This is a genomic window from Streptomyces pristinaespiralis, assembly GCF_001278075.1.
Taxonomy (GTDB): Bacteria; Actinomycetota; Actinomycetes; order Streptomycetales; family Streptomycetaceae; genus Streptomyces; species Streptomyces pristinaespiralis.
This window is the reverse complement of the sequence record NZ_CP011340.1, coordinates 4,327,672-4,353,042: the sequence shown is the minus strand read 5'-3', so window position 1 is coordinate 4,353,042 and position 25,371 is coordinate 4,327,672. Positions and strand designations below refer to the sequence as shown.

Here is a 25,371-nt window from a genome sequence, read left to right as displayed (position 1 = left end):
CTCCAGGCCGTCGGACCGCTCTGTCCCGGTTCCGCTGGCATGACGAGTTTTCCGCGGTCATGGCGAGGTTCCGCAGTCACGAGACGGCTCCGAGTCCTCAGTCGAGCGGATGGGCGGCGAGGAGATCGCCCAGCGCCTCCTCGTGAGCGGCGGCCGGACCGAGTGAGAGCTCGAGCTGCTTCGCCCAGGCGTGATAGCGGTGGAGCGGATAGTCGACGTCCGCTCCGAACCCGCCGTGGAGATGCTGAGCGGTCTGCACCACGCGCCTCACCCCTTCCGACGCCCAGATCTTGGCCACCGCGATGTCGCCGGCGGGCGGCAGGGCTCCACCGGAGCCGGTGCCGATCCGCCAGGCGGCCTGCCACAGGGTGGCTTCCATGGCCCGCAGATCGATGTACCGGTCGGCGGCCTGGACGGCCACGGCCTGGAACGTGGCCACCGGGAAGCCGAACTGCTCACGCCTGCCGGTGTATTCGCCGGTCATGGCCAGCACCTGTTCGCCGAGGCCGAGCGCCAGGGCGCAGGTGCCCGTGGCGAGAAGGTCACGAAGAAACTCCCACGCCTGCGCGTCAGCGATCAGAAGGCGGTCGTCGATCCGCACACCGTCGAGGCGGACCTCTGCCAGGCGCTCGCCGCTGGTGGAGATCTGCTCGGCCAGGGTGAGGCCGTCCTGGAGTCGGGGTACCAGGGCGAGAACCGTCCTGCCGCCGCTTGTGTGGGCGGGGACGGCGACGAGGTCCGCGCACTGTGCCCAGGGCGCCGCGGTCTGCGCCCCGTCGAGGATCCAGCCATCGGCCGAGCCGGTCTCACGGTGTGCGGTGACGGCGAGCTCGGCGGCGTCGTGGCCCGTGCGGCCGCTGGCTCCGGCCGTGAGTACCAGGCCGCCGCTACCGACGCGGGGGAGCAGCTCCGCACAGAGCTCCGCACTTCCGTAACGCTCCACCGTCATGGCGACGGCGCTCGTCTCCAGCAGCGGCACGCGTGCCAGTACCTTGGCGGACTCGCGCAGTACCAGGCAGAGCGCGATGGGGTCGAGGCCGGCGCCGTCGTGCTCCGCCGACAGCATCAGCCCGAGCAGGCCGGAATCGGCAAGCCGGACCCACAACTCACGGTCGAAGTCCTCGGCGACCGCGCCGGCGGTCATCGCGGGGCTCGGTACCGCGTCGGGCGCCACTGCCGAGAAGACGGCCTTCGCCGCCTCTGCGGCTGCCAGGTGTTCCTCGGTGAAGGTGAAGTCCACTGCCCGCTCCTTCCAACGTCCCCGCCGTATCTGACGGGTCGTCAAGATAGGTCAGGCCGGGCAGGAAGGGAATGGGCACGGAGCGGCCCGGGAGGACCGCTGAGCGGTCTCCCGGGCCGGCCCGCCCACGCGACGCGTTCTTTCCGCCGGGTCAGCGGTGAACTCGCGGTGTCGATAGGGGCTTGTCAGCGGTCGAAATCCAACTCCACCTCTGCCGTGGCGGGATGGGACTGGCAGGCCAGGACATAGCCCGCTTCCGTCTCCTCCGGCTCCAGGGCGAAGTTGCGGTCCATCCGGACCTCGCCCGACACCAGGAACGCCCGGCACGTACCGCACACGCCGCCCTTGCAGGCGTACGGGGCGTCCGCCCTGCTGCGGAGCACCGTCTCCAGAAGGGACTCCCCTTCCTGCACCGGCCAGCTCCCCGAACGGCCGTCGAGGGTCGCGGTGAGGGAGGCGTGTGCAGGCGCGGCCACCGTTGCGGGAGTCGGTGCCGAGCCGTCGTCGACGTGGAAGATCTCCTGGTGGATGCGGCCACGGTCCACTCCGAGCCCGCGCAGCGCGCGGTCAGCGGCGACGACCAGCCCGAACGGTCCGCAGAGGAACCACCCGTCCACTTCCGTGACCGGAAGCAGCGCGGGGAGGAGACCGGTCAGCCGCTGCTGGTCGAGCCTGCCCGACGGCAGACCCGCCTGCTGCTCCTCGCGGGAAAGCACGGTGACCAGTTGGAAGCGGTCCGGGAAGCGGTCCTTCAGGTCCGCGACTTCTTCGAGGAACATCGTGGAGGCCGCGGTGCGGTCGCTGCGGATGAGGCAGAAGCGGGCCTCGGGCTCGGTCGCCAGCAGTGTGGCGGCCATCGACAGCACCGGTGTGATGCCGCTGCCGCCCACCACGGCCGCGAAGTGGCCGGGACGTGGCGGGAAGAGGAACCTGCCGGCCGGCGGCATGACGTCGACGATGTCGCCGACGGACAGTTCCTTGAGGGCATACGTCGAGAACTCGCCGCCGTCGACCAACCGGATCCCGACCCGGAGTACGGGGACGGCCTCGGCCGGAGCGGCAGGGGAGCAGATCGAGTACGTGCGGCGGATCTCCACACCGTCCACGAGACGGCGCAGCGCGATGTGCTGCCCGGGGGTGTGCCGGAAGGTCTCGCGCAGCTCGGGCGGCACGTCGAAGGTGACAGCCACCGAGTCGTCCGTGAGCCGTTCGACCTCGCTGACCCGGAGCGGATGGAACATCTACAACTCCTTGAAGTGGTCGAAAGGTTCGCGACAGGTGACGCACCTGCGCAGGGCCTTGCAGGCCGTGGAGGAGAACCTGCTCAGCAGTTCCGTGTCGGTCGAGCCGCAGTGCGGGCAGCGAACCGAGAGCGTGAGCGGCACGGGCCCGTCCGCCGCGTGGGGACGGGGCGGCGCTATGCCGAACTCGTCGAGCTTCCGACGTCCTTCGGCGCTGATGTCGTCGGTCGACCAGGCCGGGGAGAGGACCTTGACCACCGACACCTCCGCCATCCCGTGTTCGCGGAGTACCTGCTCTATGTCCGACGTCATCGCCTCGATGGCCGGACACCCCGTGTACGTCGGTGTCAGGTCGACCTCGACGCTGGTGGGGCCGAGCAGGCGCACACCGCGGACGACACCGAGCTCCTCGAGGGTGAGCACCGGTAGCTCCGGGTCGGGGACCGAACCGGCCAGCCTGCGCAGCTCTTCCTCCAGCGCCGTATCGGCACCGGTCTTGTCGGCCGTTTCCGTCACCATGACGCCCCCGGGTGGCTGCGGTGCAGGTGCTGCATCTCGGCGAGCATCCGCCCGAACGACTCCGTGTGGAGGCCCTGGCGCCCGGCTCCGGCCGACCAGGCACCCGTGCGGGCTCCGGAGGGAACGGTGAGCGTCGCGCGCTCGAGAACGGCCGTGACGCGCTCGAGCCAGCGCGCTTCGAGGGCCATCAGATCCACCTCGAGGCCTTCCACCGGCTCGAACATCTCGCCCGTGAACCGCCAGAGCGCGTCGCAGGCGCGCTGCATCCGCTCATGGCTCTCCGCCGTACCGTCGCCGAGCCGGGCGATCCAGTGCTCGGCGTGGTCCTGGTGGTAAGCGACCTCCTTGACCGCCTTGGCGGCGAGCCCGGCGAACGGGCCGTCCGTGGTGGCCAGCTGCCCGTAGAGCAGGCGCTGGTGGACGGAGAAGAAGAACTGGCGGGCGATGGTGTGCGCGAAGTCGCCGTTCGGCTGCTCCACCAGCTGGAGGTTGCGGAAGGACCGCTCCTCGCGCAGGAACGCCAGCTCGTCCTCGTCGCCCACGAGGGAGAGCAGTACGCGCGCCTGCCCCAGGAGGTCGAGGGCGATGTTGGCGAGGGCGACCTCCTCCTCGAGGACCGGTGCGTGTCCGGCCCACTCCCCCAGCCGGTGGGAGAGCACCAGGGCGTCGTCGCCGAGCGCCAGCGCCGCGGGGACACTCACCCCGGACGTGGTGGGCTCCGTGCCGGAGGTCACCGTCGGGACGGGCTTCGCCGTGGGAGTCGCGGTCACAGGTGCTTCACCCCTTCCGGGATCTCGTAGAAGGTGGGGTGCCGGTACGGCTTGTCGGCGGACGGTTCGAAGAAGGGGTCCTTCTCGTCCGGCGAGGAGGCGGTGACCGAGGTGGAGGGCACCACCCAGATCGAGACGCCCTCGCTGCGGCGGGTGTAGAGATCACGGGCGTTGCGCAGGGCCATTTCCGCGTCCGGCGCGTGCAGGCTTCCTGCGTGGGTGTGGGACAGCCCGCGGCGCGAGCGCACGAAGACCTCCCACAGCGGCCATTCGGTCGAGCTGCTCATGCCGTCGCCTCCACGGACTCGGTGTGCTGTGCTGCCTGGTGCTTTTCCGCGTAAGCGGCGGCGGCGTCCCTGACCCAGGCTCCTTCTTCGTGGGCTCGCCGGCGCTGGTTGATGCGCTGTTCGTTGCAGGGGCCGTTGCCCTTGAGGACGGCCTGGAACTCGGACCAGTCGATGGCGCCGAAGTCGTGGTGTCCGCGCTCCTCGTTCCACCGCAGATCCGGGTCGGGGAGGGTGAGACCCAGGGACTCGGCCTGCGGGACGCAGATGTCCACGAAGCGCTGGCGCAGCTCGTCGTTCGAGTGCCGCTTGATCTTCCAGGCCATGGACTGCGCCGAGTGCGCCGATGCGTCGTCCGGCGGGCCGAACATCATCAGCGACGGCCACCACCAGCGGTCCACCGCGTCCTGCGCCATCGCGTGCTGCTCGGGCGTCCCGCGGGACAGGGCGAGCAGCAGCTCGTAACCCTGACGCTGGTGGAACGACTCCTCCTTGCAGATCCGCACCATCGCACGGGCGTAGGGCCCGTAGGAGCAGCGGCAGAGCGGCACCTGGTTGGTGATCGCCGCCCCGTCCACGAGCCACCCGATCGCGCCGACGTCGGCCCAGGTCAGCGTGGGGTAGTTGAAGATCGAGGAGTACTTCTGGCGGCCTGTGTGGAGCTTGTCGAGCAACTCGTCGCGGCTGGTGCCCAGCGTCTCGGCGGCGCTGTACAGATAGAGGCCGTGGCCGGCTTCGTCCTGAACCTTGGCCATCAGGATCGCCTTGCGGCGCAGCGACGGCGCCCGCGTGATCCAGTTCGCCTCGGGCTGCATGCCGATGATTTCCGAGTGCGCGTGCTGAGCCATCTGGCGGACCAGCGTCGCGCGGTACGCCTCCGGCATCCAGTCACGCGGCTCGATCCGCTCGTCGGCCGCCACGGCAGCGTCGAACGCCGCCTCGTACGCATCCGCAGTCACTGCCGTCATCCGGACTCCCCTACCGACCGATCGTTCGGTTCATCGGCTTCAATGGTCGGTCGGCGGCCCGTAGGGTGTCAACCCTGTGGATAACCGAGGTGACCGACGGGGATCGGGGCGGGGATGGACTCCTACGAGGACGAGGAAGGCAAAGGCGCCGGATTTCCGGCCGCCGGACCGCCTCCGCTTCCCCCGGACCGGCAGCCGGAAGGCGGCAGCCCGAGGGACCCGCGCGAGCGCTGGCCGATAGCCCAGCTCCCTGCCCCTTCCGGCATCGATGCGGGCCACGGGCGCATTCCCGGGCCCGCAGGCCCTGTGGAACCTCCGGGCCCTGCCGACTCTCCCGACGCAGCCCCGGCTCCGTCCGAGCCACCTGCCTCCCATGGCGGGATCGACGGGCTGTCCCTCCCGTACCAGGTGGCGGCAGCCGTCTCGCTCGCGCTGATCACAGCGTTCGCATGCGTCCACCTGGCCATGGTCTTCCTCCATGTAGCCCCCTCCAACACCGTGACGAAGCAGCACGGCGAGGTGGTGGACGAGTGGGTCTATCCCGAGTTCGAGCAGAACTGGAAGCTCTTCGCCCCCAACCCGCTGCAGCAGAACATCGCCGTTCAGGTGCGTGCCCAGTACACGGCCGACGACGGCAGCCGCCGCACCAGCGGCTGGATCGACCTGTCAGCGGAGGACGGGGCTGAGATCCGCGGGAACCTCCTCCCCAGCCATCTCCACCAGAACCAGCTCCGCCGGGCCTGGGACTTCTATGTGGGCTCGCACGACACGGACGGCCGGCCGAACGGCCTGCGCGGCCGGCTCTCGGAGAGCTACATCCGCCGCATCGTCATGCTGCGCCTCGAGCGGCACGACATCGGTGGTCCCGTGGAGCGCATACAGCTCCGCGCCTCGACGACGTCGATCGAGGCCCCTCGGTGGAGCGACGAGAAGATCGACACCCGGCCCGTCCACCGCGAGCTGCCGTGGTGGACCGTCACAGCGGCGGATCTGCCCGGGGGCGTCGACAACAAGGACCGCGACACCGGCCGGACGGAGGCGGCTCGGTGAAGCCGTCCCAGGAGCGCAAGCTCTCCCGCGCCGTACAGCGCGTCACCGCGACGGCCCTCGGCCCGTACCAGAGCGCCGTCGTCCGGATCGGCTTCGGTGCGACCTGGCTGCTGTTCCTGCTGTCCGAGATCCGCAACCGGCACGAGCTGTACGGCCCCGACGGTCCGTGGAGCTGGGAAATGGGTGGGGAGCTGATCGCGGACAACAACGCGTTCAGCGTGCTCCTGTGGTCCGACAGCACCCTGTGGTTCGAATTCGTCTACGGCGTCTGTGTGCTGTCCAGCCTCCTGATGGTGCTCGGCTGGCGCACCCGCGCCGTCTCCGTGCTCTTCATGGTCGGTGTGCTGTCCCTGCAGAACCGCTCGATCTTCGTGGGGGACGGCGGCGACAACGTCGTCCATCTCATGGCCGTCTACCTGGTGATGACGCGCTGCGCGCAGGTCTGGTCGCTCGACGCCCGGCGGGCCGGGCGCACTTCCGCGAGGGACCGGACGGGCCCGGTCCTGTGGTCCGTGCTCGGTGCCCTCCTCTTCGTGGGCACGGTCCTCGGCAGGACCGACGGCGACACCTGGATCATGATCCTGTTCTGGGGCGTGTGGACGGCGCAGGGTCTGTGGTGGGCCGTGAACCGCTATGCGCCCGGCAGTCAGCCCCGCACCCTGCTGGATGTCCTGGCGAACCTCGTCCACAACGCCGCCCTCGCCGTGATCATGGCCGAGGTCTGTGTGATTTACGCGACCGCCGGCTGGTACAAGATCCAGGGCTCGCGCTGGCAGGACGGGACCGCCCTGTACTACCCGCTGAAGCTCGACTACTTCACCCCGTGGCCGGCGCTCTCCGGACTCCTCGCCTCCGGCGGGGTGGTGGTCATGCTGCTCACCTACGGCACCGTCATCGTGCAGGTGGCCTTCCCCTTCACCCTGTTCAACCGGCGCGTCAAGAACGTGCTGTTGGTGATCATGATGCTCGAGCACGCCGGCATCGCCGTACTGCTGGGGCTGCCGTTCTTCTCGATGGCGATGATCGCGGCGGACGCCGTGTTCCTGCCGACCGGATTCCTGATCGGCCTGGGCGCCCTGGTGGTGCGCAGACGGGACCGGCTGCCGGCCGGGAGCGCCGTCCCGTCCCAGCTGAGGCGGAGCAGCGAGGACGAGCCCCGTACGCTCGTCGGGTGAGCACCACCGAAGAACCGCTGCAGTACGACGAGGGCTACGCCCCAGAGGTCGGCGTCGGCCCGCACCCGCTGCCCTGGCCGCAGGGCGAGCGCTACGACCCCGAGCTGCTGGCCGAGGGCGACCGGCGCAACGTCGTGGACCAGTACCGCTACTGGACCCGCGAGGCGATCGTCGCCGACCTGGACACACGCAGGCACGGCTTCCATGTGGCGGTGGAGAACTGGGGCCACGACTTCAACATCGGTTCGGTGGTGCGCACCGCCAACGCGTTCCTGGCCAGGGAGATCCACATCATCGGACGCCGGCGCTGGAACAGGCGCGGCGCGATGGTCACCGACCGGTACCAGCATGTACGCCACCATCCGGACACGGCCTCGCTGACCGAGTGGGCGGCCGCGGAGGACCTGCCGATCATCGGGATCGACAATCTGCCGGGGGCCGTGCCCCTCGAGCGGACGGAGCTGCCGCGCCGCTGTGTGCTTCTCTTCGGCCAGGAGGGCCCGGGGCTCACGGAGGAGGCCCGCAAGCACGCGTCCATGGTGTGCTCGATCGCCCAGTTCGGTTCGACGCGGTCGATCAACGCCGGTGCGGCGGCGGCCATCGCGATGCATGCCTGGGTGCAGCGGTACGCCGATGTACCGGCCCCGCAGGAATGACCGCGGTTTCCCTCTGAGAACCACGGGGGCTTCCCTGGCCGGGCCTGTGGGACCGTCCCCCGCCCGGAGGGACTGCGGGGCACCAGACCCCGCAGTCCCGGGCGTGTCAGGCCTGGCGGCGGACCTCCACCACTCGGAAGCGGTTGGCGACGAACGCGGCGTCGCACAGTGCCGCGTTCGCGGCGGGGTTGCCGCCGGAGCCGTGGAAGTCGGAGAACGCGGCGGTCTGGTTGACGTACACACCGCCGGTCAGGTTGAGCGAGAGCTGCGCCGACTCCTCGAAACAGACGTCCTCGATCGCGCGCTCCGTCCCGGCGGACGTGGTGTACGCGCCGACCGTCATCGCACCCTTCTCGCGGACCGTGCGACGCAGGAGATCCAGGGCGTCGTCCGTGGAGTCCACGGCCACCACGAAGGAGACCGGACCGAAGCACTCGGAGAGATATGCGGGCTCCGTGTCCGCCGACTCCCAGAACTTACGGGCGCCGTCGAGCTTCACGATCACGGGCGTCCGCACCGTCGCGCCCGGGAAGTCGGGGTTGGGCACCTCCCGCGACTCGAGAGCCACCTCACCCAGGTCGGCCGCGGCCTCGAGCCGCGCCTTCACATCCGGATTGACCAGGGCGCCCAGCAGCGCGTTCGCCCGAGCGTCGTCGCCGAGCAGACCGCCCACCGCGGCCGCCAGGTCCGCGGCCACCTCGTCGTAGCTCTTGGGGCCCGACTCGGTGGTGATGCCGTCCCTGGGGACCAGCACGTTCTGCGGGGTGGTGCACATCTGGCCGCTGTACAGGGACAGCGAGAAAGCCAGGTTGGACAGCATCCCCTTGTAGTCGTCGGTGGAGTCGATGACGATCGTGTTGACGCCGGCCTTCTCCGTGTAGACCTGCGCCTGGCGGGCGTTGGCCTCCAGCCAGTCGCCGAAGGCGGTGGACCCCGTGTAGTCGATGATCTTGATCTCGGGGCGTGTCGCCAGGATCTTCGCGATGCCCTCGCCCGGACGCTCGACGGCGAGACACACCAGGTTCGGATCGAAGCCGGCCTCCGCGAGCACCTCGCGGGCCACCTTCACCGTGAGGGCGAGCGGGAGCACCGCGCGGGGGTGCGGCTTGACCAGGACCGGGTTGCCCGTGGCCAGAGAGGCGAAGAGGCCCGGGTAGCCGTTCCACGTCGGGAAGGTGTTGCAGCCGATCACCAGCCCGATGCCGCGTCCGGCGGTGGTGAACGTCTTCCGCAGCCGCAGCGGGTCCCGCTTGCCCTGGGGCTTCGACCAGTCGGCGGCGGCGGGGGTGCGGGTCTGCTCCGCGTACGCGTACGCCACGGCTTCCATACCGCGGTCCTGGGCGTGCGGGCCGCCGGCCTGGAACGCCATCATGAACGCCTGCCCGCTGGTGTGCGTCACCGCGTGCGCGAACTCATGGGTGCGGGCGCTGATCCGCGAGAGGATCTCCAGGCACACGAGGGCACGCGTCTCGGGTCCGGCCTCGCGCCAGCCCGCCATCCCGGCGCGCATCGCGGGCAGCAGGACATCCAGGTCCGGGTGCGGATACTCGATCCCCAGCTCCGGTCCGTACGGAGACACCTCGCCGCCGGTCCAGCCGTCGGTGCCCGGCTGGTCCAGGTCGAAACGGGAGCCCCGCAGTGCCTCGAAGGCGGCCAGGCCGTCGGCGGGCGCGCTCTCGCCGTAGGCCTTCGGGTGCTCGGGGTGCGGTGACCAGTACGCCCGCGTACGGATCGCCTCGAGGGCCTGGTCGAGCGTGGGCCGGTGGGTCTCGGTCAGCTGCATGCGGACCAACTCCTCGTCGAGCTGGGCAGGGGAGTGATGACAGAGTTAGAGTAACCGAACGATCGGTCGGTACAAGGGGGCCTGTCGAACCTGTGGACAACTCATCGGGGAGGATCGCCTCCATGACCGCCATCGACTCCACGACCGCGATCGGCACGAGCCGCACCGTCGCCGTCGTCGGCACCGGAACCATGGGCCAGGGGATCGCGCAGGTGGCCCTGGTCGCAGGCCATCCCGTACGTCTGCACGACGCCGTTCCCGGCCGGGCCCAGGAGGCCGCGGCGGCGATCGGCGGGCGACTGGACCGGCTCGTAGAAAAGGGCCGGATGACGTCCGAGGAGCGCGACGCCGCCCGCGGCCGGCTGCTTCCCGCCACGGACATCTCGGAGCTCTCCGACGCGGCACTCGTCGTCGAGGCCGTCCTGGAACGGCTCACGGTCAAGCAGGAGCTGTTCACCGAGCTGGAGAAGACCGTCGCCGACGACTGCCTTCTCGCCACGAACACCTCTTCCCTCTCCGTCACGGCCGTCGCCGGCGCGCTGCGCAGGCCGGGCCGTTTCGTCGGCCTGCACTTCTTCAACCCGGCACCCCTTCTCCCCCTCGTCGAGGTGGTCAGCGGCCACGCGACCGAGGAGGCGGCGGCCACCGCGGCCCAGGCCACCGTCGCCGCCTGGGGCAAGACCCCCGTGCGCTGCGCGGACACGCCCGGCTTCATCGTCAACCGCGTCGCACGCCCCTTCTACGCGGAGGCGTTCGCCGTCCACGAGGAGCGTGGCGCCGACCCCGCCACCATCGACGCGGTGCTGCGCGAGTGCGGCGGTTTCAAGATGGGGGCGTTCGAGCTGACCGATCTGATCGGCCAGGACGTCAATGAAGCGGTCACCCGTTCCGTCTGGGACTCCTTCTTCCAGAGCCCGAAGTTCACGCCGTCGCTGGCGCAGCGCCGGCTCGTCGAGTCGGGCCGCCACGGCCGCAAGTCCGGGCACGGCTGGTTCTCGTACGCGGAAGGCGCCGAGCGCCCCCGGCCGCAGACCCAGCCGCCCGCCGCGGCTCCCACGAGCGTGGTCGTGCAAGGCGACCTCGGGCCCGCGGAGCCGCTGGTGGAACTGATCGAGCGGGCCGGAATCACCGTCCTCCGCGGCGAGGGCGACGGCTGCATATCCCTTCCCGGCGGCGCGGAGCTCGGGCTGGTGGACGGGGAGACGTCGTTCGAGTTCGACGACGGGATCGTCTACTTCGACCTCGCCCTCGACTACGAGAAGGCGACCCGTATCGCCCTTTCCACATCCGAGAGCACGCTCCGGAACATGCCCGGCGCGGTGGAGGAGGCCGTCGGTCTCTTCCAGGCCCTCGGCAAGGACGTCTCATTGATCGGGGACGTACCGGGCATGATCGTCGCCCGTACGGTGGCGATGCTGGCGGACTTCGCGGCCGACGCGGTCGACCGCGGTGTCGCGTCCGGCCCGGACATCGACACCGCGATGAAGCTCGGCGTCAACTACCCGGCCGGACCGTTGGAGTGGGGCGAGAAGCTCGGGTTCCAGCGGGTGCGCGCGCTGCTGGACGCCCTCCACGAGCGCTACCCCACCGGTCGGTACGCACCGTCCCTGGCGACCGCGCGCCGCGCCTGCGCGGACAACGACGAGGCGGGCGGCCGATGACCACAGCCAGGCGCGACGCGTACACGCCGGAGACGCTGCTGACCGTCGCGGTGCAGATCTTCAACGAGCGTGGCTATGACGGTACTTCCATGGAGCACCTGTCGAAGGCGGCCGGTATCTCCAAATCGTCGATCTACCACCACGTCGCGGGCAAGGAGGAGTTGCTGCGCCGGGCCGTCAGCCGGGCGCTGGACTCCCTGTTCGCGATCCTCGAAGAGAACGGCGCCAGGCGGGGCCGGGCCATCGAGCGGGTGGAATACGTCACCCGGCGCACCGTCGAGGTGCTGGTGGCCGAACTGCCCTACGTGACACTGCTGCTGCGGGTCAGAGGGAACACGAAGACCGAACGCTGGGCGCTCGAGCGGCGCCGCGAGTTCGACCAGCGCGTCGCGGATCTGCTGAAGGCGGCCGCCGCGGACGGCGACCTGCGGGCCGATGTCGACATCCGGCTCGCGACGCGGCTGCTCTTCGGCATGGTGAACTCGCTGGTCGAGTGGTATCGCCCGCACCCGGGCGGCGGCTACGACGCGGACCAGGTGGCGGAGACGGTCGTGCAGCTGGCGTTCGACGGGCTGCGCACGGGCTCCTGACCCGTCCGTCCGCCCGATGGGGCGGCGTCGGGGGTGTGTGGGCGGGCCGTCAGAGAGGATCGGCGTCCCGGCCCGCCGGCCCGGAGCCGGAAGTCGCCGCCGCAGAGCCTGGAGTCGGTCCGGATCCGGAAGTCGCCCCCTGCCCGGACGCCGCCGCAGAGCCGGAAATCGGCCCGGGGCCTGGATCGAGGTCCGTCTCCTCGAACACCAGCAGCGTCCTGGTCGACAGCACCTCCGGGATGGACTGGAGCCGGGTCAGGACCAGTTCGCGCAAGGTGCGGTTGTCGGGCGTGTGCACCAGCAGCAGGACGTCGAAGTCACCGCTGACGAGCGCGATGTGGGCGGCACCAGGGAGTGCCTGCAGTTGTTCCCTGACCGTCCGCCACGAATTCTGGACGATCTTGAGCGTGATGTAGGCAGAGGCGCCCTGGCCCGCCCGCTCGTGGTTGACCCGCGCGCTGAAGCCGCGGATCACGCCGTCGTCGATCAGCCGGTTGATCCGGGCGTACGCGTTGGCACGGGACACGTGCACCTGGTCGGCGACGGAGCGTATGGAGGCGCGCCCGTCCGTCTGGAGCATGCGCAGGATGTCGCGGTCGATGGCGTCCAGCGGGCGCGGCGGAGGGATCTGCCCCGTGCGGTCCCCGCCGTCGGCCATTTGTTCAGTTGCCATGTCCCCCCGCCTTCCTCGCATGGACGACCTGTCTCCATCTCATGCTGTGGAGAACCGTTTGTCCACAGGCTGCCCGCGCCTGTAGCCAAAATGCGTCCACGACCGAACAATCGGTAGGTGAGGCGCGCCACACACCCGTGCGCCGCCGCCCCGTTTTCTTCATCGCTTTCGTCGTCGCTCCCACGAGGAGGTGCTCGCGTTGAGAAAGAGCAGCATGACGGTCCAGGAGCTGCCCGGTTCCGCTGCCGCCGCCTATCGGCCCACACCGCCCCCGGCGTGGCAGCCCCGCACCGACCCTGCGCCGCTGCTCCCCGATCCCGAGCCGTACCGCGTGCTCGGCACGGAAGCCGCCGCCTCGGCCGACCCCGAGCTGCTGCTGCGGCTCTACGCGGAGCTGGTGCGTGGCCGCAGGTACAACGCACAGGCCACCGCGCTCACCAAGCAGGGCCGGCTCGCCGTCTACCCCTCGAGCACCGGGCAGGAGGCCTGCGAGGTCGGTGCCGCGCTCGCGCTCGAGGAGCGTGACTGGCTCTTCCCGAGCTACCGCGACACCCTCGCGGCCGTGGCCCGCGGCCTGGACCCGGTCCAGGCCCTGACACTGCTGCGCGGCGACTGGCACACGGGATACGACCCGCACGAGCACCGCGTCGCGCCACTGTGCACCCCACTGGCCACACAGCTGCCCCACGCCGTGGGACTCGCACACGCCGCCCGGCTCAAGGGCGACGACGTCGTGGCGCTGGCCATGATCGGTGACGGCGGCACCAGCGAGGGCGACTTCCACGAGGCACTGAACTTCGCCGCCGTGTGGAACGCACCGGTGGTCTTCCTCGTGCAGAACAACGGCTTCGCGATCTCCGTCCCGCTGGCCAAGCAGACCGCCGCGCCCTCCCTCGCCCACAAGGCCGTCGGTTACGGCATGCCGGGCAGGCTCGTCGACGGCAACGACGCGGTCGCGGTGCACGAGGTGCTCGGCCAGGCCGTCGCCCGTGCCCGCCGTGGCGGCGGACCCACCCTGATCGAGGCGGTCACCTATCGCATGGACGCCCACACCAACGCGGACGACGCCACCCGCTACCGCGCGGACAGCGAGGTGGAGACCTGGCGCGCGCACGACCCGATCCAGCTCCTGGAGCGGGAGCTGACCGAGCGGGGACTGCTCGACGACGGGACCAGGCAGGCCGCCGCCCAGGCGGCCGAGACCATGGCGGCCGATCTCCGGGAGCGGATGAACGCCGACCCGGTGCTTGACCCCATGGATCTTTTCGAGCACGTCTACGCCCGGCAGACCACGCAGCTGCGTGAGCAGGCCGCGCTGCTCCGGGCCGAGCTGGACGCTGAGGAAGAGGCACGATGACCACGGCCGCGGTGAAGCCCGCAACCATGGCCCAGGCCCTGCAGCGCGCGATGCGCGACGCGATGGCCGAGGATCCCACCGTCCATGTCATGGGGGAGGACGTCGGCACGCTCGGCGGCGTCTTCCGCGTCACGGACGGACTCGCCAAGGAGTTCGGCGAGGACCGCTGCACGGACACTCCGCTGGCCGAGGCGGGCATTCTCGGCACGGCCGTCGGCATGGCGATGTACGGGCTGCGGCCGGTCGTGGAGATGCAGTTCGACGCCTTCGCGTATCCGGCGTTCGAGCAGCTCATCAGCCATGTCGCCCGCATGCGCAACCGCACGAAGGGCGGCATGCCGATGCCGATCACCGTGCGGGTGCCGTACGGCGGCGGGATCGGCGGTGTGGAACACCACAGCGACTCCTCCGAGGCGTACTACATGGCGACCCCGGGCCTGCACGTCGTCACTCCGGCCACGGTCGAGGACGCGTACGGACTGCTCCGTGCCTCCATCGCCTCCGACGACCCCGTCGTCTTCCTCGAGCCCAAGCGGCTGTACTGGTCCAAGGCCGAGTGGTCGCCGGAGGCGCCGGCCGCGGTCGAGCCGATCGGTCGCGCCGTGGTGCGCCGCTCCGGGCGCAGCGCCACGCTCATCACCTACGGCCCCTCCGTGCCGGTGTGCATGGAGGCGGCGCAGGCCGCGGCGGCGGAGGGCTGGGACCTGGAGGTCGTCGACCTGCGTTCCCTGGTGCCGTTCGACGACGAGACGGTCTGCGCGTCGGTGCGGCGCACCGGCCGGGCGGTCGTCGTCCACGAGTCGACCGGCTTCGGCGGACCCGGTGGTGAGATCGCGGCCCGGGTGACCGAGCGCTGCTTCCACCACTTGGAGGCCCCGGTGCTCAGGGTCGCCGGTTTCGACATCCCGTACCCGCCGCCGATGCTGGAGCGGCATCATCTGCCGGGAGTTGACCGCGTGCTGGACGCGGTGGCGCGGCTGCAGTGGGAGGCGGCGAGCTGATGGCGCAGGTGCTCGAATTCAAGCTTCCTGATCTGGGGGAAGGGCTCACCGAGGCGGAGATCGTCCGCTGGCTGGTGTCGGTCGGCGATGTCGTCGCGATCGACCAGCCCGTCGTCGAGGTCGAGACGGCCAAGGCCATGGTGGAAGTGCCCTGTCCGTACGGCGGGGTGGTGACCGCCCGCTTCGGTGAGGAGGGCACGGAGCTCCCCGTCGGCGCACCGCTGATCACGGTGGCCGTAGGAGCGACGGAGACCACCGGCGCGGAGGCCGCCGGAGGCGGCGCGGCGCCCGCACGTCCCGACGCCTCCCCGTCGTCCGGGGACACCACGGAGTCGTCCGGCAACGTCCTGGTCGGTTACGGGACCGGCGCGCCCGCGGCGCGACGGCGCCGCATCCGGCCCGCGGCTCCGGCGGCCCCCGTCGTCGAGCAGGCACCCGGGTCCCGTTCGCCGGGCAGAGCCGGCGGGACGGCGAAAGACACTGCGGCGCCCGCTCCGGGGCGGGGCCGGTCCTCCGCCACAGCCTCCGCGGCCGGCGGCGTCCTCGCACCGGGCCGGGTCCACGGCGCCACGGCCGTGGCGCAGGACGGTCCGGTGGCCGTCATCTCCCCCTTGGTCCGCAAGCTCGCCCGCGAGCACGACGTGGATCTGCGGGCGCTCACCGGCTCCGGTCCCGACGGCCTGATCCTGCGTGCCGACGTCGAGCGTGCCCTGCGTGCGCTCGAGACGGTCCCCGCGGCGCCCGCCGCCGCAGCCGTGGCCGGCACGGCCCAGGGCGAGCGCGTCCCGCTGCGCGGGGTGCGCGGCGCGGTGGCCGACAAGCTGTCCCGCAGCCGGCGAGAGATCCCGGACGCCACCTGCTGGGTCGACGCCGACGCGACCGAACTGATGGCCGCACGAGCGGCGATGAACGCCGCGGGCGGACCGAAGATCTCGCTGCTGGCGCTGATGGCCCGCATCTGCACGGCCGCACTGGAGCGCCACCCGGAGCTCAACTCCACGGTGGACATGGAAGCCCGGGAGATCGTGCGGCTGCCCGGGGTGCATCTCGGTTTCGCGGCGCAGACCGACCGCGGACTGGTCGTCCCGGTCGTGAAGGACGCGCACAAGCGCTCGGCCGAGTCGCTGACGGAGGAGTTCGCCAGACTCACCGAGGCAGCCCGCCAAGGGACGCTCACCCCGGCGGACCTGACCGGGGGGACGTTCACGCTGAACAACTACGGAGTGTTCGGTGTGGACGGATCCACACCGATCATCAACCACCCGGAGGCCGCGATGCTCGGCGTCGGCAGGATCGTGCCGAAGCCGTGGGTGCACCAGGGCGAACTGGCCGTCCGGCAGGTCGTCCAGCTTTCGCTCACGTTCGACCACAGGGTCTGCGACGGCGGCACGGCGGGAGGCTTCCTGCGCTACGTCGCCGACTGCGTGGAGCACCCGTCGGTGCTGCTCCGCACCCTCTAGGCACCACTTCCGCCGCGTAGAACGCGCGGCGGAAGAGAGATCGAACCGGGCCTCCCCGCCCGCCGGATCGCGGACCATACTTCAGGAATGACCGCGACTACCGCGTACGACGCCATCGTGCTCGCCGGAGGTGCCGCCAAGCGGCTGGGCGGGGCGGACAAGCCGGCGGTGAGCGTGGGCGGGCGGGCCCTGCTCGACCGCGTGCTGGCGGCCTGCCGCGACGCCGGCCGCACCGTTGTCGTCGGCGGGCGCCGGCCCACCGCCCGCCCCGTCGTATGGGCGCGTGAGGAGCCCGCCGGAGGCGGCCCGCTGGCCGCGCTCGACGCCGGTGTACGGCACACCGCGGCCGATTCCCTTCTCGTGCTCTCGGCCGATCTTCCGTTCCTCCGTGAGGGGACGGTGCGCCGACTGGTCGGCGCGCTCGCCGCGCGGGACGGCGAGGGAGTCGTTCTGACCGACACCGACGGGCGTGACCAGCCCCTGGTGGCCGCTTACCGCGCCGAGCCCCTCCGACGTGAACTTGCTCTCCTCGCCACCGAATACGGGAGCCTTTCCGGGCTGCCGCTGCGTCTACTGACCCGGGAACTGGACCTGGCCCGGATCGAGACCGACCCCCTCGCCTCCTTCGACTGCGACACCTGGGAGGACATCTCAACAGCCCGGGCCCGCATCAGGGAGCATGTGAACGTGCTGGATGAATGGATCAACGCAGTCAAGGACGAGCTCGGCATCGAGCTGGACGTCGACACCCATGTCCTCCTCGACCTCGCCCGCGACGCCGCGCACGGCGTCGCGCGCCCTGCCGCGCCACTGACCACCTTCCTGGTGGGATACGCGGCGGCCAAAGCGGAAGGTGGGCCCGAGGCTGTCGCGGAGGCCGCCCGCAAGGCGGCCGCGCTGGCTGCGCGCTGGGCCGAGGAGGCGGAGCAGGGGGCTCGGCCGGACGACCCGGCACCTGGCGCAAGTGGTGGTGACGCAGCCCGATGACCGGTCACGATAGCCGGGCCGCGGCAGCGGCCGGCAACGAACGGACGCCGGCGTCCCCCGCCGGAGACGCCACGCCCGACACGGGCGACCTCGACGGTGTCGACGAAGCGCTGGCCCTGGTCGGTCCGAGGCCGGACGACGAAACCGGCCCGGCCGCTCCCGCCGGTGGCGGCCCTGCCGCGCACCGCCGCCGTGCCGCCGCATGGTCCGCGGCACGGGCCCGGGCCGCAGAGGCCGGTCACGCCGCAGCTCCTCGTACCCACCGCGTCCCTCTGGACGAGGCGCTGGGACAGGTGCTCGCCGAGCCGCTGACGGCACTGTGCGACCTTCCCTCCTTCGACACCTCCGCCATGGACGGCTGGGCGGTCGCGGGCCCGGGACCCTGGACTCTGCGGGGTGACGGCTCGATCCTCGCCGGCCACAGCGACAGCGGGCCGCTCTTCGACGGCACGGCGGTACGGATCGCCACCGGTGCCCGCATCCCCCCGGAGACGACCGCCGTCATCCGCAGTGAACACGCCCGGGTCGACACCTCGGCACAGCAACTCCATGCCGATCGTGAGGTGATCCCCGGACAGGACATCCGTCCCCGTGGTCAGGAGTGCCGGTCGGGCGACCGGCTGCTGCCGGCCCTGGCCGTGGTGACACCGCCGGTGCTCGGGCTCGCAGCCGCCGCCGGATACGACGAGCTGGTCACGTTCGCCCGTCCCCGCGTGGAGGTCCTTGTACTCGGCGACGAGCTGCTCACCTCCTCGCTGCCTCATGACGGGCTGATCCGTGATGCCCTCGGGCCCATGATCGGCCCGTGGCTGCGGGCCCTGGGTGCGGAGGTGGTGGCCACACGTCGTCTCGGCGACGATGCCGAGGCTCTCCACAGAGCGGTCACCACTTCGGAGGCGGACGTGGTGGTCACCACCGGCGGTACGGCTGCCGGCCCCGTCGACCATGTCCATCCGGTCCTGCGTAAAGCGGGGGCGGAGCTGTTGGTCGACCAGGTCGCGGTACGGCCCGGGCATCCGATGCTGCTGGCGAGGCTTGCCCCAGGGAAGTACCTGGTGGGCCTGCCCGGCAACCCTCTGGCCGCCGTTTCCGGGCTCCTGACGCTGGCCGAGCCTTTGCTGCGCGGCCTTGCGGGACGGCCCGCTCCTGCGCCGTACAGCGCCCCCTTGAGGGACGAGGTGCACGGTCACCCGCACGACACCCGGCTCGTTCCCGTCGTGCACCGGGACGACCGGCTGGTCCCCCTGCACTACAACGGCCCGGCGATGCTGCGAGGCACAGCGGCTGCGGACGGTCTCGCCGTGGTCCCGCCGGGAGGTGCGAGCGCCGGTGACGAACTGGAGGTTCTCGACCTGCCCTGGGCCACCCTGACGCCTTGGATCCCCTCGGATGCGGGAAGGTGTTTCACGTGAAACTTCCCGGTCAGGACGCCATGGCCCGGCACGCCGACGAGCACCTCGTCAGCGGCCGTGTGAAACTGCCCCGGCGAATTGTCGAGCGACCGCTGCGACAGGTGAGCAAGCGGCTGCTGATGGCACTGATGGTGCTCGCCATCACGGTGTTCATCGTCTGGTCCGACCGGGCCGGCTACCACGACAATTCGGATGGGAGGGTCACCCTCCTCGATGCCGTCTACTACGCCACGGTCACCCTCTCGACCACTGGCTACGGCGACATCGTTCCGTACAGCGACGGGGCACGGCTCACCAACGTGCTGCTGATCACGCCGCTCCGCGTTCTCTTTCTCATCATCCTGGTCGGCACCACTCTCGAGGTCCTCACGGAGCGCACCCGGGAGGAGTGGCGGCTGAACCGCTGGAGGTCCAACTTGCGTGAGCACACGGTCATCGTCGGCTTCGGCACGAAGGGACGATCGGCGATGCAGACGCTCTGTGCCACAGGGCTGAGGAAGGACCAGATCGTCATCGTCGACCCGAGCGCCAAGGTGATCGAAGCCGCCAACGCGGAGGGATTCGTCGGCGTCGTCGGCGACGCCACCCGCAGTGACGTCCTCATCCGCGCCGAACTGCAGAAGGCCCGGCAGATCGTGGTCGCACCCCAACGGGACGACACCGCGGTTCTGGTCACCCTCACCGCCCGTCAGCTCAACCGCGGCGCGAAGATCGTCGCCGCGGTCCGTGAGGAGGAGAACGCTCCGCTGCTGCGCCAGTCCGGCGCGGACGCGGTGATCACCAGCTCCGGCGCGGCCGGCCGTCTGCTCGGCCTGTCCGTCCTGAGCCCCAGCGCGGGAACGGTGATGGAGGACCTGATCCAGCAGGGCAGCGGCCTGGATCTGATCGAGCGGCCGGTGATAAAGGCTGAAGTGGGCCGCAGTGTCCGTGAGACGGAGGACCTGGTGGTGTCCGTGCTGCGGGGCCACCGCCTGCTGGGATACGACGATCCGGCCGCGAGCCCGCTGCAACTCACCGACCGGCTCATCACCATCGTGCGGGCGGAGAACGGTTCCCCACTCGATTCATCCGAGTAGCCTCGCCGCCATGTATGCGATCACGATTCCCGAGCCCGGTGGTCCCGAGGCACTGGTCTGGGCGGAAGTCCCCGATCCGGTACCCGGCGAGGGTGAAGTCCTCGTCGACGTCGCGGCGAGCGCCGTGAACCGCGCAGACCTGTTGCAGCGGCAGGGCTTCTACGACCCTCCGCCGGGCTCCTCCCCGTACCCCGGTCTCGAGTGTTCGGGCCGGATCTCGGCGGTGGGACCCGGCGTGTCCGGCTGGGCCGTCGGCGACGAGGTGTGCGCGCTGCTGGCGGGCGGCGGCTACGCGGAGAAGGTGGCCGTGCCCGCCGGGCAGTTGCTGCCCGTTCCGGACGGCATGGACCTGATCACGGCCGCCGCTCTGCCGGAGGTGACGGCGACGGTGTGGTCGAACGTGTTCATGATCGCCCATCTGCGTCCTGGCGAGACGCTTCTCGTCCACGGTGGGGCGAGCGGGATCGGCACCATGGCCGTCCAGCTGGCCAAGGCCGTGGGCGCCCGTGTGGCCGTCACCGCGGGCAGCTCCGAGAAGCTGGCGCGCTGCGCCGAGCTGGGCGCGGACATCCTGATCAACTACCGCGAGCAGGATTTCGTCGAGGAGATCGGCAAGGCCACCGACGGAGCGGGCGCCGACGTCATCCTCGACATCGTCGGGGCGAAGTACCTGGACCGGAACGTGAAGGCCCTCGCGGTCAACGGCCGGCTCGCCGTCATCGGTCTCCAGGGCGGCGTCAAGGGCGAGCTGAACCTCGGCGCCCTGCTGCGCAAGCGTGCCGCTGTCACCGCCACATCGCTGCGCGGCAGGCCGCTGGGCGAGAAGGCGGCGATCGTCGCCGCGGTCCGCGAGCACGTCTGGCCCCTGATCGGCGGTGGACGTGTGCAGGCGGTCGTGGACCGCAAGGTCCCGCTCACGGACGCGGCGGAAGGCCACCGCGCGCTGGAGTCCGGTGACCATGTGGGCAAGGTCCTGCTGATCGCCCCCGGTCACGCCTGAACCGCCTCCCGGCCGGCGGGAGGGCGGACATGCCGAGGGCCCGGCCACCAACAGGTGGCCGGGCCCTCGTGCCGGGCCAAGAGGTCCGCGCCGAACCAGAGGGCGGTCCGGACCGGAGACGTGGCGGACTAGAGATACGGGCCGGAGCGGATCGCGCCGTGCTGACCGCCCTCGTCCTCCTCGTGGGACGCACCGGGGGGCAGTGCGCGCCGCATCTGCTCCAACTGGGCCCGTGCGGCCATCTGCTGGGCGAACAGCGCGGTCTGGATCCCGTGGAAAAGGCCCTCGAGCCAGCCCACCAACTGGGCCTGCGCGATCCGCAGTTCCGCCTCGGAGGGAATCGCGTCGTCGGTGAACGGGAGAGAGAGGCGCTCCAGTTCCTCCACGAGCTCCGGCGCGAGCCCGTCCTCCAGCTCCTTGACCGAACCGGCGTGGATCTCCTTGAGCCGGACCCGGCTCGCCTCGTCAAGAGGAGCTGCCCGTACTTCCTCGAGCAACTGCTTGATCATGCTGCCGATGCGCATGACCTTCGCAGGCTGTTCGACCATTTCCGTCACCGGGACCTCGCGCGACTCGTTGTCACCGTCACCCTGGCTGAGGGCCATACCGTCCTGTCCCACGACGAGGACGTGTGGGCTCTCCTGCGACCGTTCATTCCTCGGCATCTCCATGCCGCCATTCTCTCGTACATGCGCGTAACCAGATGTGTGCCCCCGTAGGAGAGTGATCCACCCTCCTACGGGGGCACAAAACCGCTGGGCATCGACCCGGCGGTGCGGGTTTCATCCGGTCGGCCCGGAGGAACCTCGGGGCGTGCTCAGGCCGCCTCGCGCCGGGCGAGCGCGCCCCGGGAGCGGGTGACCAGGGCCGCCAGGAGAGCGGCGCCCACCGGAACGGCGACCAGCAGAGCGCCCAGCGTCTCCCAGGGCACCACGATGGGGACGTACGGCGCCGGGTCCATGACGCCCCAGCCCTCGTCGAGAGCCCGCTCGTACCAGGCCAGCTGCTGGCGCTCCTCGGTGAGCCTCAGCCCGATCGCCGGCAGTACGCCGGCCGCCGAGCCGAGGACCACACCCATCGCGGCCACCACCCCGCACTGGAAGCCGCTGAGCGTCCTGCGGACCCTCGGCGGGGCTCCGACGGCGGCGAGGGTCTTCAGGTCCGCCTCGGCGTCCGCCTGGGCCAGCCCGGTGGCGATGCCCGCCGCGCCGATCGTGATCAGACCGGCGAACACCGTCAGCGCCAGGAGGACGATGCTGTTGTCGCTGGTGTAGCCCTCCTCGATGTGCAGCTGGACGTCGGCGCCGGTCTTGTCCAGCTCACCGTCGAGCCGCTGCCGCTGCTCGGTGTTCGGCATCTTGTCCGTCGAGAAGTACGCCCCGAACGGCACCGTGGTGAGTCCCGCCGACTTCGCCGCGGCAGGCGAGAGCAACGCCGAGAGGCCGTAGGACTCGGCCTTCGTGGCGGCCATGTGAGCGGTGAAGGTCTTGATCTCGCCCGGGGGCTGCTGACCCTTCTCCGCCGCCCTGTCGGCGGCCTCGATGTCGGTGATCAGCCGGATCCCGATCTTGCCCTTGCTGTCGACGTTGCGCTTGCCGAACGACACGATCTGCCCGGCAGCCAGGGCCTTCTCCGCGGCAGGGTCGTCGATGCCGAGCACCTTCAGGAGCTTGGCGTCCGCGACGGTCACGCCGCCGTCGATGTAGGCCCCGCCGCCGACGCCCTCCTTGCAGCGCCAGTCCTCGGCCAGCTTGCGGCGTTCCGCCTTGCTGAACTTCTCCGACGGGTCCTGGTCCGGGTTCGCCGGGTCCACGGCCCACAGCGGGCACTCGTTGGCCTTGGGCACGACGATCTCGTACCGGCCGCAGCCCTTGCCGCTGTCGTACATCCCGCAGCCGGCCCTGCCCACGGAGATCCGGTCGACGTCCGCGCGCACGTCCACGGGCAGCAGCTTCTGCACGGTGCTGCGCACACCCGGCACGTCACGCCCGCCGCCCTCGTCGATCGTCATGGAGACGGCGCCGTGCGGCAGCTGTGCCTGGTACTGCGCGCGGCCCTCGGCGTCGGCGCTGGCAGCGTAGGTGGCGACGGCCACCGTGCCCGCGACGGCGGCCAGCACCGCGGCCACCGCGGGAGCCGTGCGGCCCCGGTTGCGTACGGCGTCGCGCAGGGCGAGCCGGGGGGACAGCGGCAGGACCCGGCCGATCCGGCCGAACAGGCCCACCAGGGCGGGAGTCAGTGCGACCACGCCCAGCTCGGCCAGGGCGCTGCCGCCCGCCACGATGGCGAACTGGTCGGTCATCATCGACCCGTAGAGGGCGATCGAGGCACCGAGAGCCACCGCGATCAGGCCGATGACCGGCAGGACACGGCTGCTGCGGCGGACGCCGCGGCGTCCGGTGAGCGAGGCGAGGACGGTCTGCCGCGACGCGGTGACGGCGGGTACGACGGCGGCCAGCAGACCTGTCAGCACGGCGAGCAGTGCGATCCCCAGCAGCTCGAGCGGCCGGACGTCGAAGTGGCCGAAGCGCTTGCCCAGGTAGTCCTCGAGCAGCGGCTGAAGCAGGTAGGTGAGAGCCAGTCCCAGGACCGTGCCCACGACAGCTGCCGCGACGCCGATCACCAGACCGCCACCGAGAACGATGGCCCGGATGTGCCGGCGGTCGCCGCCGTTGGCTCCCACCAGGCCGAGCTGACGGCGGGAGCGCCGGGCGCCCACCGCGAAGGCGGGGCCGGCCAGCAGGCAGATCTCCAGCATGGCGAGGCCGACGACGGTGCCGACGGCGGCGAGCGCCGCGGCCTTGGCGGCCGTGCTCTCCTCGAAGTTCCCCCAGCCTTCCTGCTGGAAGAGCGGCACCTCGGAGTCCGCCGGCGGGTTCAGTGCCACCGCTCGCGAAGTGACCGTCACACCCTTGGTGTTGATGTCCTTGACGATGTTCCACGTGAAACCACCGGGAACGGTCGCAAGGAGCGTCGTGGAGGGCGACGTGCCGGACAGACCGGCGGCTTCCAGCGCCTTGTCGAGCGGCGCGAGCATGGCACCCGGCAGTGCGTTGATCTGGTCCGTCTCCAACGCGTTGGGGAGTTCGTACGAGCCGACGATGCGGTACGCGCGGTCGAATCCCCGAGCGGTGAGCGGGGAGCCCACCTTGAGGCCGCTGCTCTCGAGGAAGTGCGTGGTCGCGGCCACTTCGTCTGACTTCTTGGGGAGCCGGCCGCTGACCACGGCCAGGATGCCCTCGGCCATCGGGTCGGAGGCGTCCAGCTCACGTATCTCCGTGTGCAGCAGACCGTGTGTCGTGCGGAGCTTCGCGGAACCGACCGTGTCCTTCAGCGTCTTCGCGCCGGCGGGCAGGGCCTTGGTGACGTCCGCCTTCCCCTCGGGCCACGGCTTGTCCTCGAAGTCGCCGATCGGGTTGTAGTTGCTGCCGTCCGGGGACTGCATGATCGGTACGCCGCCGAGACCCGGGTCCGAGATCCTGCCGTCCGCGGCGCCGAGCGAGCGCTCGAGGGACTGCTCGGTGGAGAGTTCGGCACTGCGGACGGTCAGATCCGCGGCGCTCACCCCGAGGATCGGCAGGGCGATCATGGCCAGGACCAGGAAGCTACGGCCCTTCGAGCGCCAGGCGTCGCGGCGCGCGATCCGGATGGCGGCGCGCCAGGAGTGGTACCAGGTGATCACAGTTCGGCCGCCTGGCCGGAGAGCAGGGAGTCCGCCTGGCTGCGGACGGTCTGGTCGACGACCGCGCCGTCGCGCAGGAACACCACGCGGTCGGCCCAGGCGGCGAAGCGCGGCTCGTGGGTGACCAGGATGCCTGCGGCGCCGGCGTCGCAGCGGGAGCGCAGCAGGGCGAGCACGGACTCGCCGGTCTCCGAGTCCAGGGCGCCGGTCGGCTCGTCGGCGAGCACGAGACGGCGATCGCCGACGAGGGCTCGCGCGATGGCCACGCGCTGCTGCTGGCCGCCCGACATCTCGTCGGGGAACCGGTCGGCGAGATGTCCGAGGTCCATCTCCTCGAGCGCGGCGACGGCTTCGCCACGGGCCTTACGGGCGGAGATGCCGTCGAGCTCGCGCGGCAGGGCGACGTTCTCTGCGGCGGTGAGCGCCGGGATGAGGTTGTAGTCCTGGAAGACGTAGCCGATGCTGCGCCGGCGCAGCGCGGCGAGCGTCTTGCGGTCGGCGGTCGTGATGTCGGTGTTCTCGACGATCACCCGCCCCGAGGTCGGGGCGTCGAGGCCGCCCGCGATGGTCAGCAGCGTCGACTTGCCGGAGCCCGACGGACCCATGACGGCGACGAGTTCACCGGGGAAGACATCGAGGTTGATGCCGCGCAGGGCATGCACCTCGGTGGCGCCGCTGCCGTGCACACGGGTCAGCTGCTGGAGTTGCAGCACCGGTTGTTGTGCGGGCCGAGGCTGCTGTGACAGCTGTTCGGACATGGGTGAAGTCCCCCTTGGTCGGGCGCGT

Annotated in this window: 23 protein-coding genes; 12 read left to right on the top strand and 11 right to left on the bottom strand. The window is 70.9% G+C overall.

Annotated features, from left to right (window positions below; all coding sequences use genetic code 11):
• Positions 1-97: 97 nt before the first annotated feature.
• From SPRI_RS18390 to paaA, 6 genes are all read right to left on the bottom strand, one after another.
• The gene (locus tag SPRI_RS18390; protein WP_005314824.1) at positions 98-1,240 is read right to left on the bottom strand and encodes an acyl-CoA dehydrogenase family protein; all 1,143 of its coding nucleotides are present in this window, start codon (positions 1,238-1,240) and stop codon (positions 98-100) included.
• Positions 1,241-1,425: 185 nt separating this feature from the next.
• A complete protein-coding gene (locus SPRI_RS18385) occupies positions 1,426-2,481 on the bottom strand; it encodes a 2Fe-2S iron-sulfur cluster-binding protein (RefSeq protein WP_053557103.1) in 1,056 nt (351 codons plus the stop codon).
• Complete coding sequence (gene paaD, locus SPRI_RS18380; protein ID WP_005314818.1) at positions 2,482-3,000, bottom strand: 1,2-phenylacetyl-CoA epoxidase subunit PaaD; 519 nt, start codon at positions 2,998-3,000, stop codon at positions 2,482-2,484.
• Positions 2,994-3,770: a 1,2-phenylacetyl-CoA epoxidase subunit PaaC gene (gene paaC / locus SPRI_RS18375; protein WP_005314816.1), complete on the bottom strand. Its 777-nt coding sequence runs from the start codon at positions 3,768-3,770 to the stop codon at positions 2,994-2,996. Before paaC ends, paaD begins: the two co-directional genes overlap by 7 nt.
• Complete coding sequence (gene paaB / locus SPRI_RS18370; protein ID WP_005314813.1) at positions 3,767-4,057, bottom strand: 1,2-phenylacetyl-CoA epoxidase subunit PaaB; 291 nt, start codon at positions 4,055-4,057, stop codon at positions 3,767-3,769. Before paaB ends, paaC begins: the two co-directional genes overlap by 4 nt.
• The gene (paaA, locus tag SPRI_RS18365; protein WP_005314810.1) at positions 4,054-5,022 is read right to left on the bottom strand and encodes a 1,2-phenylacetyl-CoA epoxidase subunit PaaA; all 969 of its coding nucleotides are present in this window, start codon (positions 5,020-5,022) and stop codon (positions 4,054-4,056) included. The genes paaB and paaA overlap by 4 nt, the downstream gene beginning before the upstream one ends.
• Positions 5,023-5,136: 114 nt before the next feature.
• Here paaA and SPRI_RS37235 point away from each other — a divergent pair, with 114 nt between their 5' ends.
• From SPRI_RS37235 to SPRI_RS18350, 3 genes are read left to right on the top strand one after another with little or no spacing between them, the layout of a single operon-like run.
• A complete protein-coding gene (locus SPRI_RS37235; protein ID WP_005314808.1) occupies positions 5,137-6,072 on the top strand; it encodes a DUF5819 family protein in 936 nt (311 codons plus the stop codon).
• A complete protein-coding gene (locus SPRI_RS18355; protein ID WP_037774172.1) occupies positions 6,069-7,247 on the top strand; it encodes an HTTM domain-containing protein in 1,179 nt (392 codons plus the stop codon). The genes SPRI_RS37235 and SPRI_RS18355 overlap by 4 nt, the downstream gene beginning before the upstream one ends.
• A complete protein-coding gene (locus tag SPRI_RS18350) occupies positions 7,244-7,903 on the top strand; it encodes a TrmH family RNA methyltransferase (RefSeq protein WP_005314804.1) in 660 nt (219 codons plus the stop codon). The genes SPRI_RS18355 and SPRI_RS18350 overlap by 4 nt, the downstream gene beginning before the upstream one ends.
• A 106-nt stretch (positions 7,904-8,009) precedes the next feature.
• Here the strand turns inward: SPRI_RS18350 and paaN are convergent, their stop codons facing one another.
• A complete protein-coding gene (gene paaN, locus SPRI_RS18345; protein ID WP_005314802.1) occupies positions 8,010-9,686 on the bottom strand; it encodes a phenylacetic acid degradation protein PaaN in 1,677 nt (558 codons plus the stop codon).
• Between the two features lie 122 nt (positions 9,687-9,808).
• On the opposite strand from paaN, the gene SPRI_RS18340 reads away from it, so the two are divergent.
• The gene (locus SPRI_RS18340) at positions 9,809-11,347 is read left to right on the top strand and encodes a 3-hydroxyacyl-CoA dehydrogenase (protein WP_053557102.1); all 1,539 of its coding nucleotides are present in this window, start codon (positions 9,809-9,811) and stop codon (positions 11,345-11,347) included.
• Complete coding sequence (locus SPRI_RS18335) at positions 11,344-11,937, top strand: TetR/AcrR family transcriptional regulator (RefSeq protein WP_037774171.1); 594 nt, start codon at positions 11,344-11,346, stop codon at positions 11,935-11,937. The genes SPRI_RS18340 and SPRI_RS18335 overlap by 4 nt, the downstream gene beginning before the upstream one ends.
• Before the next feature lie 49 nt (positions 11,938-11,986).
• Here SPRI_RS18335 and SPRI_RS18330 read toward each other — a convergent pair whose 3' ends face one another.
• A complete protein-coding gene (locus SPRI_RS18330; RefSeq protein WP_005314796.1) occupies positions 11,987-12,595 on the bottom strand; it encodes an Lrp/AsnC family transcriptional regulator in 609 nt (202 codons plus the stop codon).
• Positions 12,596-12,824: 229 nt separating this feature from the next.
• Between SPRI_RS18330 and pdhA the strand changes: the two genes are divergently transcribed.
• The 7 genes from pdhA to SPRI_RS18295 all read left to right on the top strand — a co-directional run bounded on the left by pdhA (position 12,825) and on the right by SPRI_RS18295 (position 20,903).
• Positions 12,825-13,967: a pyruvate dehydrogenase (acetyl-transferring) E1 component subunit alpha gene (pdhA, locus tag SPRI_RS18325; RefSeq protein WP_037774169.1), complete on the top strand. Its 1,143-nt coding sequence runs from the start codon at positions 12,825-12,827 to the stop codon at positions 13,965-13,967.
• The gene (locus tag SPRI_RS18320; protein ID WP_005314791.1) at positions 13,964-14,968 is read left to right on the top strand and encodes an alpha-ketoacid dehydrogenase subunit beta; all 1,005 of its coding nucleotides are present in this window, start codon (positions 13,964-13,966) and stop codon (positions 14,966-14,968) included. Before pdhA ends, SPRI_RS18320 begins: the two co-directional genes overlap by 4 nt.
• Positions 14,968-16,428, top strand: a complete 1,461-nt coding sequence (locus SPRI_RS18315) for a dihydrolipoamide acetyltransferase family protein (protein ID WP_053557755.1) — start codon at positions 14,968-14,970, stop codon at positions 16,426-16,428. The genes SPRI_RS18320 and SPRI_RS18315 overlap by 1 nt, the downstream gene beginning before the upstream one ends.
• An 87-nt stretch (positions 16,429-16,515) precedes the next feature.
• Positions 16,516-17,415 (top strand): NTP transferase domain-containing protein, encoded by a 900-nt coding sequence (locus SPRI_RS18310; protein WP_053557101.1) that lies wholly within the window; start codon positions 16,516-16,518, stop codon positions 17,413-17,415.
• Entirely contained in the window at positions 17,412-18,827 is a 1,416-nt protein-coding gene (locus tag SPRI_RS18305) for a molybdopterin molybdotransferase MoeA (protein ID WP_053557100.1), read from the top strand. Before SPRI_RS18310 ends, SPRI_RS18305 begins: the two co-directional genes overlap by 4 nt.
• The gene (locus tag SPRI_RS18300) at positions 18,773-19,903 is read left to right on the top strand and encodes a potassium channel family protein (protein ID WP_037774168.1); all 1,131 of its coding nucleotides are present in this window, start codon (positions 18,773-18,775) and stop codon (positions 19,901-19,903) included. Before SPRI_RS18305 ends, SPRI_RS18300 begins: the two co-directional genes overlap by 55 nt.
• A 10-nt stretch (positions 19,904-19,913) precedes the next feature.
• Positions 19,914-20,903: an NAD(P)H-quinone oxidoreductase gene (locus tag SPRI_RS18295; RefSeq protein WP_005314772.1), complete on the top strand. Its 990-nt coding sequence runs from the start codon at positions 19,914-19,916 to the stop codon at positions 20,901-20,903.
• Between the two features lie 128 nt (positions 20,904-21,031).
• On the opposite strand, the gene SPRI_RS18290 is transcribed toward SPRI_RS18295, so the two are convergent.
• From SPRI_RS18290 to SPRI_RS18280, 3 genes are all read right to left on the bottom strand, one after another.
• On the bottom strand, positions 21,032-21,574 hold the full coding sequence (locus SPRI_RS18290; RefSeq protein ID WP_005314769.1) for a bacterial proteasome activator family protein: 543 nt from the start codon (positions 21,572-21,574) through the stop codon (positions 21,032-21,034).
• Positions 21,575-21,720: 146 nt separating this feature from the next.
• Complete coding sequence (locus SPRI_RS18285; protein WP_037774166.1) at positions 21,721-24,585, bottom strand: ABC transporter permease; 2,865 nt, start codon at positions 24,583-24,585, stop codon at positions 21,721-21,723.
• On the bottom strand, positions 24,582-25,343 hold the full coding sequence (locus SPRI_RS18280; RefSeq protein WP_005314763.1) for an ABC transporter ATP-binding protein: 762 nt from the start codon (positions 25,341-25,343) through the stop codon (positions 24,582-24,584). The genes SPRI_RS18285 and SPRI_RS18280 overlap by 4 nt, the downstream gene beginning before the upstream one ends.
• Between the last annotated feature and the right edge of the window lie 28 nt (positions 25,344-25,371).